This is a genomic window from Dactylosporangium sp. NPDC051485 (assembly GCF_040682015.1).
GTDB lineage: Bacteria > Actinomycetota > Actinomycetes > Mycobacteriales > Micromonosporaceae > Dactylosporangium.
Genome location: NZ_JBFAZW010000069.1, coordinates 50,889 through 63,369 on the forward strand (window position 1 = coordinate 50,889; position 12,481 = coordinate 63,369).

At 72.8% G+C, this 12,481-nt stretch carries 9 protein-coding genes and 1 pseudogene; 7 read left to right on the forward strand and 3 right to left on the reverse strand.

Annotated features, from left to right (window positions below):
- The first annotated feature begins 48 nt into the window (after nt 1-48).
- From AB0M46_RS32800 to AB0M46_RS32815, 4 genes are read left to right on the forward strand one after another with little or no spacing between them, the layout of a single operon-like run.
- The gene (locus AB0M46_RS32800; protein ID WP_363342394.1) at nt 49-993 is read left to right on the forward strand and encodes an ROK family glucokinase; all 945 of its coding nucleotides are present in this window, start codon (nt 49-51) and stop codon (nt 991-993) included.
- Nucleotides 990-1,664 (forward strand): endonuclease/exonuclease/phosphatase family protein, encoded by a 675-nt coding sequence (locus tag AB0M46_RS32805; RefSeq protein WP_363342396.1) that lies wholly within the window; start codon nt 990-992, stop codon nt 1,662-1,664. The genes AB0M46_RS32800 and AB0M46_RS32805 overlap by 4 nt, the downstream gene beginning before the upstream one ends.
- Nucleotides 1,665-1,710: 46 nt before the next feature.
- The gene (locus AB0M46_RS32810) at nt 1,711-3,123 is read left to right on the forward strand and encodes an NAD(P)-binding domain-containing protein (RefSeq protein ID WP_363342398.1); all 1,413 of its coding nucleotides are present in this window, start codon (nt 1,711-1,713) and stop codon (nt 3,121-3,123) included.
- Between the two features lie 11 nt (nt 3,124-3,134).
- Nucleotides 3,135-3,920, forward strand: coding sequence for an alpha/beta fold hydrolase (locus AB0M46_RS32815; RefSeq protein ID WP_363342400.1), 786 nt, complete (start codon nt 3,135-3,137; stop codon nt 3,918-3,920).
- A gap of 248 nt (nt 3,921-4,168) precedes the next feature.
- Here AB0M46_RS32815 and AB0M46_RS32820 read toward each other — a convergent pair whose 3' ends face one another.
- On the reverse strand, nt 4,169-4,981 hold the full coding sequence (locus tag AB0M46_RS32820) for a DUF308 domain-containing protein (RefSeq protein ID WP_363342402.1): 813 nt from the start codon (nt 4,979-4,981) through the stop codon (nt 4,169-4,171).
- Nucleotides 4,982-5,160: 179 nt separating this feature from the next.
- Between AB0M46_RS32820 and AB0M46_RS32825 the strand changes: the two genes are divergently transcribed.
- Entirely contained in the window at nt 5,161-5,868 is a 708-nt protein-coding gene (locus AB0M46_RS32825) for a lysophospholipid acyltransferase family protein (RefSeq protein WP_363342404.1), read from the forward strand.
- A 13-nt stretch (nt 5,869-5,881) separates the two neighbouring features.
- Here AB0M46_RS32825 and AB0M46_RS32830 read toward each other — a convergent pair whose 3' ends face one another.
- The gene (locus tag AB0M46_RS32830; RefSeq protein ID WP_363342418.1) at nt 5,882-9,445 is read right to left on the reverse strand and encodes an adenylate/guanylate cyclase domain-containing protein; all 3,564 of its coding nucleotides are present in this window, start codon (nt 9,443-9,445) and stop codon (nt 5,882-5,884) included.
- Nucleotides 9,446-9,599: 154 nt separating this feature from the next.
- Nucleotides 9,600-10,292: a Crp/Fnr family transcriptional regulator gene (locus AB0M46_RS32835; RefSeq protein ID WP_363342406.1), complete on the reverse strand. Its 693-nt coding sequence runs from the start codon at nt 10,290-10,292 to the stop codon at nt 9,600-9,602.
- 558 nt (nt 10,293-10,850) lie between these two features.
- Between AB0M46_RS32835 and AB0M46_RS32840 the strand changes: the two genes are divergently transcribed.
- A complete protein-coding gene (locus tag AB0M46_RS32840) occupies nt 10,851-11,345 on the forward strand; it encodes a polyadenylate-specific 3'-exoribonuclease AS (RefSeq protein WP_363342408.1) in 495 nt (164 codons plus the stop codon).
- A 181-nt stretch (nt 11,346-11,526) separates the two neighbouring features.
- A pseudogene (locus AB0M46_RS32845) lies at nt 11,527-12,191 on the forward strand (hypothetical protein).
- Nucleotides 12,192-12,481: the final 290 nt, after the last annotated feature.

A 12,481-nucleotide genomic window follows, 5' to 3' on the forward strand; every position in this document is an offset into this window, starting at 1 on the left:
GATTGACCCCAACCACGGCGTAAGCCGGTACGAGAGGAGCTTGCCGCAGTGGGGCTGACCATCGGCGTCGACATCGGCGGGACCAAGGTGCTCGGCGGTGTCGTCGACTCCGCGGGGGACGTGCTCGTCCAGACGCGGCGTGACACACCGGCCCAGGACCCGGGGGAGACCGCCGACCGGATCATCGAGGTGATCAAGGAGCTGTCCACCGCGTACGACGTGCAGGCCGTCGGCATCGGCGCGGCCGGCTGGGTGGACGAGACCCGCTCGATCGTGCAGTTCGCGCCCAACCTGGCCTGGCGCAACGAGCCGTTGCGCGAGCGGATCCAGCAGGCCGTCGGCCTTCCGACGGTGGTGGAGAACGACGCCAACGTGGCGGCCTGGGCGGAGTTCCGCTTCGGCGCGGCGCACGACGCCGACGACTCCATGGTGCTGTACACCGTCGGCACCGGCATCGGCGGCGGGATCATCATCGGCGGCAAGCTCATCCGCGGCGCCCACGGCGTGGCCGCCGAGCTCGGCCACGCGGTCATGGTGCCGGACGGCCACCCGTGCGGCTGCGGGCGCAAGGGGTGCCTGGAGCAGTACACCAGCGGCAAGGCCCTGGTCCGGTTCGCCCAGGCCGACGCCAAGGCCCGCCCGGCGGACGCGAAGCGCCTGCTGGAGCTGGCCGGGGGCGCCCCGGAGGCGATCAACGGCCCGGCCGTCACCGAGGCGGCCCGGCAGGGCGACGAGGTCGCCATCGGCGCCTTCGGGCAGGTCGGGCACTGGCTCGGGGTGGCCTTCGCGGACATGGTGCAGACGCTCGACCCGCAGGTCATCGTGGTTGGCGGCGGCGTGATCGACGCCGGCGACCTGCTGCTGGAGCCGGCCCGGGCCAGCTACGCCGAGCAGCTCGCGCAGCGCGGCCGACTGCCCGTAGCCGAGGTGCGCGCCGCGCTCATGGGCAACCTCGCCGGCGTCGTCGGAGCGGCGGACCTGGCCCGCACATGACGAAGATCAGGGTGCTCAGCTACAACCTGCACGGTCGCAAGGACGACCGCAAGGCGCTCGCGGCCGTGGTCCGGGAGGCCGCACCCGACGTCGCGATCCTGCAGGAGGCGCCGCGGCGCTTCCGGTGGCGGCAGAAGTCGGCGGTCCTGGCCCGCGACTTCGAGCTGGTCATCGCCGGCGGCGGCCTGCCGGCCCTGGGCAACCTGATCCTCACCAACCTGCGGGTGCGCGCGGTCGACGCGTGGAACGTGAGCTACCCGCTGACCCCCGGCCGGCACATGCGCGGCGCCGCCTTCGTGCGGTGCCGCGTGGGCCGGTCCACCTTCGTGGCCGCGGGCTCGCACCTGTCCACCGACGCGCAGGAGCGCCCGGCCCAGGCCGAAATGCTCAAGCGGCACATGGAGGAGGTGCCGGAGCCGCTGCTGTTCGCCGGTGACCTGAACGAGAACTCCGGCGGCGCCGCGTGGCGGATGATCGCTGACGGGCTGACCGACGCGGCGGGGACCGACGAGCGGCCGACCTTCCCGGCCACGGCGGCCCGCGAGCGCCTCGACGCCATCTTCGCCGACCAGCGGTTCACGGTGCTGCAGTACGACGTGATCGACACCCCGCAGTCCAGGGCCGCGAGCGACCACTTCCCGATCGTCGCCGACCTCGAGCTCGAGGGCTGAGCCCCAAGACTGGACAAATCGGGGTTCCTCGACAGAGGATGCCGCGGTGAGTGCTGACGGTCGCTTCGACGACCTTGCCGAAAACGCGACGCACTGGCGGGACGGAGAGCCCGTGTACGACCGGGGCGACACGGTCTGCGTGATCGGGGCCGGCGGGACCGGGCTCACGGCGATCAAGAACCTCCGCGAGGCCGGGTTCGGGGTCGACTGCTACGAGCGCGAGACGGGCGTCGGCGGCGGGTGGAACTGGCGGCACGACCGCAGCCCGGTGTACGCCAGCACCCACCTCATCTCGTCGAAGCCCTTCACCCAGTTCCCCGACTTCCCGATGCCCGACGACTGGCCGGACTACCCCCACCACAGCCAGGTGCTCACGTACTTCGAGCGCTACGCCGACCACTTCGGCCTGCGCGAGCACATCTGGTTCGGCACCGAGGTGGCCCGGGTCGAGCCCGCCGACGACCCCGCGGGCGGCCCGCCGCGCTGGGACGTGACGGTCAAGGGCTCCCGCGGCGGGGCCCCGCGCACCATGCGCTACGCCGCGGTCGTGGCGGCCAACGGCCACAACTGGTCGCCGAAGATGCCCGAGTACGACGGCCTGGCCGACTTCCGCGGCAAGGTCATCCACGCCAGCCAGTACAAGGACGCCGCCCAGCTGCGGGGTCGCCGGGTGCTGGTGATCGGGGCCGGCAACTCCGGCTGCGACATCGCCGTCGAGGCGGCCCAGCAGGCGGCCAAGTGCTGGCACTCGACCCGGCGCGGCTACTGGTACGCCCCCAAGTTCGCCCTCGGCCGCCCGGCCGACCAGGTCAACGACCGGCTCCTGGCCATGCGCCTGCCGGTGCGGGTGCGCCAGTGGCTGCTGCACCGCACGATCAACATGACCGTCGGCGACCTGACCCGCTTCGGACTGCCCCGGCCCGAGCACGGCATCCTCGAGATGCACCCGCTGGTCAACAGCCAGCTGCCGTACTACCTGGGCCACGGCGACATCCTCGCGGTGCCGGACGTGCAGCGCTTCGACGCGCACGAGGTGACGCTGGCCGACGGCCGGGTGATCGACCCCGACCTGGTCGTCTTCGCCACCGGCTACCTGCCGAAGTTCGACTTCCTGGCCCCGGAGCTGCTGTCGGCCGACACGGCCGGCCGCCCGCGCCTGGCCCTGCAGATGCTCTCGCGCAGCCACCCGACCCTGGCCGTGGCGGGCCTGCTGCAGCCCGACTCGGCGCTGTTCACGCTGGCGCACTGGCAGACGGTGTTCATCGCCCAGTGGCTGCGCGTGCTCGACGCCGCGCCGGACCGGGCCCAGGCCATCTGGGCCCGCCTGCGGGCCGATGGTGACCGCCGCTACACCCAGCGGAAGGTGACCGACTCGACCCGGCACTGGTTCGAGGTGAGCCACTTCGTGTACCTGCAGGAGCTGCAGAAGTCCCTGCACGAGCTGGAGGCGGTCCGTTGACCACGCGGGTGATGCGAGCTGACGAGTGGGCGGACCCGCCGAGGCCGGTGCGCCGCGAGGTCCTGGACGCCCAGCCGGACCCCGACGGCACGGCCACCCCGGTGCTGTTCGTCCCGGGCTACGGCCACGGTGCCTGGGCGTTCGCCCAGCACTGGCTGGAGCACACCGCCGAGCGCGGCTTCCCGTCCTACGCGATGAGCCTGCGCGGCCACGGCGGCAGCGGCGCCGCCCCGGACGCCCGGCTGCGCGACTACGTCCACGACGTCACGCAGGTCGCCGCCTCCCTGCCCCGCCAGGCCGTCCTCGTCGGCCACGGCGCCGGCGCGCTGGTGGTGGCGATGGCCATGGCCCGCTACCCGGTCCGCGCGGGCGTGCTGGTCGCCCCGGTCTTCGGCGGCCTCGCCGCCGCCTTCGGGCTGCTGGCCCGCAACCCCGCCGGCACCCTGCCGGGGCTCTTCGGCGGGCGGGTCAAGCTGTCGCGGGAGCAGCTGTTCAGCCGCGCCCTGCCGGCCAACCAGGGCCAGGCCTACGCCCAGCGCCTGCAGCGCGTCCCGTCCGGCGCCCAGCGCCAGCTGCTGCGCCGCCACCAGCCGGAGTCCCCGGTCGGCGCCCCGCCGGTGCTCGTCGTCGGCAGCCCGGACGACCGGGTGGTGTCGGGCTCGGCGCTGGAGTGGGTGGCGCGGCGCTACGGCGGCTCGCCGCTGCTCTTCCCGGGCATGGGGCACGACCTGATGCTGGACGCGCGCTGGCGGGAGCCGATCGACGCGATCGCGGACTGGCTGGAGAAGGTTCGCTAGCGATTCGCTTCTGGGCTCCGGTCCGCGCCCGACTTGTCGCAAAGGCCAGAACCGGCGCATGGCGCGCTCGGGTGGCGGGTGAGGTGGTTGTGACCGGCGCCGGGGGTATTGAACCAGGCGTGGGTGCGTTGCACCGCCCGGCGGCGGCCGGCTTGGATGGGTGCGGACCGGCACCTGGCGGTTCGCGCGTGGCGCTGTGGCCGGCTCTCCGCGGCTGCCGCGCCGCCGGCGGCCGGCGGCGGGCGCCGTCAGACCCGGGCGCCGTTGTCCGGGTCGTCGTCCTCCTCGTCGCCGGGCCGCAGCCGCAGCACGAGCGTGACGAAGCCGCCCAGCACGCCGGCGAAACCCAGGAACAGCGTGGTCTGCGAGCCCAGCGGCAGCAGGTCGGGCCAGAAGAGCAGCACCAGCCCGGCCGCCAGGGCCAGCACGGCGGCGATGGTGGCCGGCGCGACCCGGGGCAGCGGCGGCGGGGGAGGCGGGGTGTACCCCTCTTCCTCCTCGGCGTCGTCCGGCAGCCCGTTGCCGAAGGTGTCCAGGCTGTCCAGCAGCGACCGGTCGACCACGTCCGACGGGCGGCGCAGCGACGTGCGCGGGGCCGGCTCGGTGTCCATGTCCACGGCGGCCGTGCTGGAGGAGTCCAGGTTCTCGGCGGCCGGCCAGGGCGTGGCCACCGTCGGGTCGACCGTCGTGTGGAAGCCGGCCACGATCGCGGCGAAGGCCTCGTCCTCGGACTGCCGCTCGACCGGCGACTGCTCCACCGGCGACTCGACCGGGGTGTGCTGCTCGGGCACCGCGGCGGTCAGCTTGGCCAGGAAGTCCCGGGCCGTGGCCAGGTGGTCCCGGTCGGCGTAGAGCCGATCGGTGGGCCGGGCCGGCAGCGTCGTGGTGCGGGTGAGCGGATGCAGATCCGATGCGGGCTGCAAATAGGCGGCGATGCCGCCCTCGCCCAGCAGTTCGAGCAGATGCTCGCCGACCCGCGGATCGACGTCGCCCACCACTGCGTACTCCTGCGCTACCAGGCCGTTGTCCCGCCGGCCGCGCCGCGCCCCACCCCCTGGCACCGCTCGCCCCTCCCCGCGGTGGCCATCGCGGCGGCCGGGTGCGCCGCGAAACAAACCGCTGACCGAAATCCTGACATGCCCGGCCGCCGTTCCGGGAGTGCGTTGTGGTGTGCCGTACTGGTTCGTACGCTCTTTGCGACGGTCATCACCGATTGTCGCGCGATCCCGAAAGGCCGGCCGTGCTCTACTGGCTCCTGAAGTACATCGTCCTCGGACCTTGCCTCAAGCTGGTCTTCCGGCCGAAGGTGGAGGGACGCGAGCACATCCCCGCCGAGGGACCCGTGATCATCGCCAGCAACCACCTCTCCTTCGCCGACTCCATCTTCATGCCGCTGAGCGTGCGGCGGCGCGTCACCTTCCCGGCCAAAGCGGAGTATTTCACCGGAAAGGGCATCAAGGGCTGGCTGACGAAGCAGTTCTTCGCCGGCACCGGGCAGGTCCCCATCGACCGCTCCGGGGGCCGGGCGGCCCGGGCGGCGCTGGAGGTCGGCCTGCAGATCCTGCGGGAGGGCGGGATCTTCGGCATCTACCCCGAGGGCACCCGCTCGCCGGACGGCCGGCTGTACCGCGGCAAGACCGGCGTCGCCCGCCTGGCCCTGGAGTCGGGGGCGCCCGTGGTCCCCGTCGCCATGATGAACATGGACAAGGTCCAGCCGATCGGGCAGCGGCTGCCGAACCTCAAGCGGGTGCACATCAAGTTCGGGCCGGCGCTCGACTTCTCCCGGTATGCCGGAATGGCCGGGGACCGGTTCATCGAGCGGGCCGTCACCGACGAGATCATGTACGAGCTCATGATGCTGTCCGGCCGGGAGTACATCGACATGTACGCCCAGAAGGTCAAGAACGCCGCCACCAAGACGGGGACCCACGAGCCGCTGGCGGCCTAGCGGTCGCTGCGGCTCAGTCCGTCGGCCCGACGTCGCCGGAGCGGAGCGGAGGCGGCTTGAGGCCCGCGAGCTGTAGGAGGCAGGGCGTCCCGGCCCCCTCGGCGAAGGCCACCAGCTCGGAGCGCCACGGCTCGATGCGCGCGTCGCCGCTGCGGCCGAGCGCCTGCACGGCCCAGGCCACCGACAGGATGCGGGCCGAGTTGTTCGGGATCTCCCCGTAGAGCTCGGCCGCGGCCAGGTGCATGTCGGCCGCCCGGGCGTGGTCGCCGTCGACGAAGGCGATCGCCCCGGTGATCGTGCGCAGCGCCGCCTCCACCCACGGGGTGCGGTGCGGCACGTCGGCCAGCATGTCGCGGATCGCCATCATGGCCACCCGGCCGGAGAGCACGGCGGCGTGGGCAGTGGCGTCGATCCACTCGCCGCTGGCGATCGCCCGCACCTCCCGCCAGGTCTTGGCGAGCTCCACGATGAGCGCCTCGGCGTCGCGGTCGCGCCCCTGCAGGGCCCGGCACAGGGCGCCGTGGCCCAGCGCGACCCACTGGAGCCGGTAGAAGCCGCTGCGCCGCCCGGCCGCGACGAGGTCCTCGACGTCGTCCCCGCCGTCGTCGCCCTGCAGCGTGCGGATCCAGGCGTGCACCCCGCGCACCTGCAGGTCCCACTCGGCGCCGGGCTCGGCGAGGGCCGCCTCGGCCGCGGCGGCGTAGGCCGGCCAGTCGCCGGCGAAGTACGCCGACTGGGCGACGTCGGAGTACCCGGTGGCCAGGGTGTGGCTGCCGGGCACCGCGTTGCGGCTGTCGTCCAGCAGCGCCTCGGCGGCGCTCCAGTCGCCGTCCTCGAGCAGCGCCCAGGCCACGTTGCGCAGCGCCCGGTGCTCCGAGAGCAGCCTCCGCTCCCGGCTGACCTCCAGCGCGGACTGCAGCTCGACCAGCCCGGAGCGGTCGCCGGCCTGGAACAGCGCGGTGCCGATGGTGATCCGGGCGCCGGTGGCCACCTCGATCAGGCCCAGCCGGTCGGCGATCTCCGCCGCCGCGCTGGCCGCCGCGACCGCCGGGTCGACCTCGAAGTTCAGCATGTGCAGGCGGCCCAGCTCGGCGTACGCGTCGGCCTTCTGCGGCCCGTCGGGCAGCTCGTCGAAGAGCTCCACCGCGCGGTCGAGGCAGGACAGCGCGTCGAGCCGGTCGGCCCGCAGCCAGGCGGCCTGGCCCCGGACGGTCCAGGCCCGGGCCGCGCCGGCCTGGTCGCCGGCCGCGTAGAGCCGCTCGGCCAGCCCGACCAGCCGGTCGGCGCCGCCGCTGCCCAGGAACGACTCCGGGTTGGCGTAGAACGCGATCTCCGTGCTCAGCTGCTCGATGCGCAGCCGCTCCAGCGGTTCGGTGTCCCCGTCGCACAGCGCCAGGGCCTTGCCGGCGTGCGCGGCCGCCGCCTCCAGGGCGTGCAGCGCGTAGGCCCGGCGGGCCGCCCGGTGCATCGCGTCGCGGGCCGGCACGCTGTAGCGGGGCGCGTCCAGGCCGAGCGAGCGGGCGATCTCGTAGGCGGTGAAGCGGTGGTTGGCCACCACCTCGGCCAGGTCGGTGTCGCGGTCGGCGGCCATGCTGTCGAGCCACTCGGCGGTCAGCTCGTGCCGGGCGACCCGCTCGGTGCGGGGGAGCCGCTGATAGCAGACGTCGCGCACCAGGACGTGGCCGAAGCGGTACTCCGTCTGCCCCTCCATCGTCGAGGCGGCCTGCTCGTGGATGAGGTCACGCTGCTCCAGCCGCCGCAGCGAGCGCTCGATCCCGTCGGCCGGCCGGCTCATCGCCGCGCCGACCGCGCCCGGCCAGAAGCTCATCCCGACCACCGCGGCCGCCTGCAGCACCGCCCGGTCGGCCGCGTCGAGCAGGTCGACCCGGTTGGCGATGACCGCGTGCACGCTGTCGGGCATCGGCAGCTTGCGCCCGAGGGCGTCGGAGGCGCGCAGGGTGCCCTGCTCGGCGAGCATCCGGGTGTACTCGAGCGCGTAGAGCGGGTTGCCGTCGGCCAGCTCGACCAGGGAGCTCAGCGACTGCGAGGGGAAGGTGGCGGCGCCCAGCAGGTGGGCGTACATGGTGGCGATCTCGGTGTCGCGCAGCGGCGGCAGCGTGATCGTCACCGCGCCGGCCACCGCCCCGGCCCAGCTCGGGTTGCGCTCCAGCAGCTCCGGGCGCGCGGTGCACAGCAGCAGCAGCGGCACGTCGCGCACCGAGGCGCCCAGCCGCTCCACGAACCGGACCATCGACTCGTCGGCCCAGTGCAGGTCCTCGAAGACCAGGACGGTCGGGCGGTGGGCGGCCAGCGCCACGACGAACCGGCGCCAGGCCGACTCGGTCTCGTCCGGGGCGAGCTTCGGCCCGGGCAGGCCGACCAGTGGGCTCAGCGCCTCGGCCAGTCGCTCGGCCTCGGAGGGCACGACGATCTCGGCCAGCGTCGAGTCGAGCCGCTCGCGGGTCGTCTCCGCGGAGTCGGTGTCCAGGATGCCGGCCTGCGCCTTGACGACGTCGGCCAGCGCGGCATACGTGACGTTCTCCCCGAAGGGCGGGCAGCGCCCGGTGCGCCAGGCCACCGGCGCGTCGAAGAGCCGCTCGGCGTGCAGGAACAGCTCGTGCACCAGCCGGCTCTTGCCGATGCCGGCGTGCCCGAGCACGGTCACCAGCTGCGGAGTCCGCTCGCGAAGGCCCCGGTGCAGCGCGTTGACCAGCAGGCTCAGCTCGTGGGTGCGGTTGACCAGCGGCGTCGAGCCGGCCTCGCGGTCCGGGTGGTTGCGCCGCAGCGGGGCCAGGGCCAGCCAGACCTCGGTGGGCGTGGAGCGCCCGCGCAGCGTGGCCGGCGGCTGGGCCTCGTAGCGGATCGAGGACTTGGTCAGCGCGTAGGTGGTCCCGCAGACCAGCACCCCGCCGGGCGGGGCGAGCGACTGCAGCCGGGAGGCGGTGTTGACCACGTCGCCGGCCACGATCGCCTGGCCGCCGTCGCGGGCCGCGGCCACGTCGACGAGGGCCTCGCCGGTCGCCACGCCGACCCGGAAGCGCAGCTCGCGCTCGCCCTCGCCGGTGCTGGCGTAGCGGGCGAGCACCCGCTGCAGCTCCAGCCCGGCCCGCACGCAGCGCACCGCGTCGGTCTCGGTGGCCACGGGCGCGCCGAAGAGGGCCATGACCGCGTCGCCGATGTACTTCTCGACGACCCCGCCGTACTGCCCGATCACCTCGCGGGCGGTGGAGAAGAAGCTCTTCTGCAGCTCGCGCACCAGCTCCGGGTCGGCCCGCTCCACGTACGGCGTGAAGTCGATCAGGTCGACGAACAGCACGCTGATGCGCCGCCGGTCCTCGCTGCGGGCCGCCGGGATGGCCGGCACCTGGGCGCGGCCGGTGGCCCGCTCGGCCCGGATCAGGTTGCGCACGGCGGTGGTGTCGGCCCGCGGGGTGCCGCAGCCGGTGCAGAAGACGGCGTCGGGCGCCAGGGTGCGCCCGCAGGTCGGGCACGGCGGGTTCAGCTCCGCGCCGCAGCCGCCGCAGAACCGGTCGCCGTCGCCGGCCTGGCGGCCGCAGCGTGCGCACTGACTGGAAATCGCCGACTCTCCCTAGTGCCGTGAGAAACTCATCCTCACACGGCGGCGGCCGGAGCGACCAGGTGTCCGATACGACACCCTGCGCCCCGGCCGTCCAGGTGATTTCCGGTCGGTCCTTTTTCCGTTTCCCGCTGTCCTAAAGGACAGATTGCCCTCAACGCTCGGGCATACCCGCCCGGCGGCGCAGCGCGCTCAGGTCCGTCACGACGATCCGCCGGCCCTCGGTGCGCAGCCACCCGCGGCTGGCGAACGAGCCGATGGCCTGGTTGACGCTCTGCCTGGAGCCGCCGGCCATCTCGGCGAGCTGGCTCTGGTTGAGCTCGATGGTCACCATCGGCGCGGTCGTCTCGCCGGCCAGCCGGACCAGCGTCTTGGCCACCCGTCCGGGCAGGTCCAGGAAGACGTGGTCGGCGTTCTGCTCGGTGAGCCGCCGGATGAGCAGGCCGAGCGAGCGCATGACGGCGTCGAGGATCCGCGGGTTCTGATGGACCAGCTCGATGAAGGCGTGGCGGGACAGGGCCAGCGCCTGGCAGTCCTCGATCGCCTCGGCCGAGGCCGAGCGGGCCGCGCCGTCGAGCAGCGACACCTCGCCGATCGTGTCCGGCGGCCGGATGACCGACAGCACCGCACGTTCGCCAGTCGGTGCGGTCCGGAACACCATCACCGCACCGCGCTTGAGCACGATGAGCGACTCGCCCGGATCGTTTTCGACGAACAGCAGCTGGCCTTTGCGGTATGTCCGTGGCACCGCCGCCTGGATGACCCGCTGACGCACATCGGGTTCCAGACCACTGAACATTTCCACACCGGTCAGTGCGTCGCCGGGATCTGGCAGCCGACCCTCCACGGTCAAACCCCTCCCGGTTCAGCGTTGATCGGACTTGTGATCACGTTAGGTGATCACGGAGACAGTACGGAACTTCTACCAGATCATGACGTGCGTGTCGGAGTCTGTACATCCCCCGCATCGGCTCACCGACAGCGCCGTTCATGAGTCCGCAGGCAGGCTAGTGCCACCACGCAAACCGCTGGGGGGCGGGGGGCATGGCAAGGGGCGCGACCGGGCCGTCGGATGGTGCGAGCATCCACGGCCCGGTCGCGTATTGCCCGATTTCCCGGCAGCGCGCAGCGTGACGACGCAGAATGCCTCCGTGGCCGCCCCCGCCGCCCGGACACGTCCGCACGACGCCGTGCCGAAGCCGGCGGTGCAATCCGGGTCCGTGCATTCCGCGCAGCCGCGGAGCATGGTCGGCCGAGATCAACGGTGGACAATTCGTCGGCACATGGGTGCCGGCCCGCATCCACGTGGATGGCGGCACCCCGCGCGACCCGCCTGGCGGTGCTCTGCACGGAGCCGGCCGCCTCGCTGTGATCGGCTTAGCCGCCATGGGGCAGGATGGGGGTGGTGTCGGGGTATCGGTACTTCTACGACTGCGAGTTCATCGAGGACGGCCGGATCATCGATCTGGTCTCGATCGGCGTGGTCGACGAGCGCGGCCGCGAGTACTACGCGGTGTCCACCGAGTTCGACGACTCCCGCGCGGTCCCGTGGGTGCGCCGCAACGTGCTCGACAAGCTCCCGTCCCCGGCCGACAAGTCGTGGCGCTCGCGCGAGCGCATCCGCGAGCAGCTGCTGGACTTCCTGACCGAGCCGCTGCGCTCGGGGGAGGCGGACGAGCTGGAGCTGTGGGCCTGGTACGCCGCCTACGACCACGTCGCCCTGGCGCAGCTGTGGGGCTCGATGACGGCGCTGCCCCGGGAGATCCCGCGCTTCACCAAGGATCTCCGCCAGCTGTGGGACGACGCCGGCCGCCCGCCCCTGCCCGTGGCCGAGGGCCGGCACGACGCCCTGGTCGACGCCCGGCACAACCTGGCCCGCTGGCGCGTCATGCACGGCTGACCGCGCGGCCGACGCAAGATTCCCCGATTCCCGACATGTCGGGCGCTGGCGCGCCACGACATGTCGGATTTATGCCTGGCCGGGCGGCGTAAGCCGGAATTTTCGGACTTATTATTAGTTAGGGTATACGTTAGACAATGGTGACCGTCAATAGGGTGGACTCGGGGTGTTTCGGGCATAGATGACGGAAGTGGGCACGGCCCCGGCCGAGCGTGGGAGTTGTCTACGCTCCGTGCCCGCGATTGCATTGTGGTTGCAGGAGGCGGTCTGGGGGCAGTTCGCTGTGTTGCTACCCGTTCGGGGTGAGTCCGGCCCGACGCATCCGCTTGGTTGTCACTGTCGGCGGGTTCCGGATCGGGTGGTGTTCTTCCAGGTCTTCAAGGCGTTGTGTGATGGTGGCGGGTATGGGCGGGTGGCGGTGCCGGGCTGTTCGGATGCCACGATCCGCCGGTGATCATCGGGGCCGGCGCGAACCGGTGCGACGCGCCCCTGCTCGGCCCGGCCCTGGACGCCGTTGACGCGCAACTCGGCGACCGCTGGCCCGACCGGGTCGCCGTCCACCTCGACGCCGGTTACGGCTCCGCACCAACCCGGGACCTGCTCGCGACGTGGCTGGCGCGGACGGATTGCCCGGCGTGGGAAACCCGCCCCGATCCAGACCGGCTGGCGCTGGGTCGTGGAGGCCAACCAGGCATGGATGAACGACGTCGGCAAACTCCGCCGCCACACCGACCGCCGCGCCTCCATCGTCGACTTCTACCACTACCTCGCAGCCGCTGCGCCCGCACCCACTACCGATGGGACGGCAGAACCACCACCCGCCGCCTCTGGCCAGCGTGGAGGTGATCGTGACGGCGAGTGGCTGGCAGTTCGGTGGCTTGGCGCTCTGCACTGTCGATGAGTGCGTATTCGCTGAATTGCTCCGCCGGTGGCGCGTTGGGATGGTGCGTGACCTTTCTCGGGCTTCGGCGGAATTGGCAGCCGGCCGGATGTGGCAGATGCAAGAACCGGCTGCGATACGCTGCCGGTGAGCGCGGATGACGGCGGATTGTTCGACGTGTTGCCGCACTGGCGGGCCGGTGTGACGGCGGCGGTGGCGTTGGTGTGCGACGGCCCGCGCGGGCGCGCCCGGACGC

What these genes read in the sequence shown, in the direction of transcription:
- AB0M46_RS32805 (WP_363342396.1), top strand. Translation starts at nt 990, where the DNA reads ATGACGAAGATCAGGGTGCTCAGCTACAACCTGCACGGTCGCAAGGAC.
- AB0M46_RS32815 (WP_363342400.1), top strand. Translation starts at nt 3,135, where the DNA reads ATGCGAGCTGACGAGTGGGCGGACCCGCCGAGGCCGGTGCGCCGCGAG.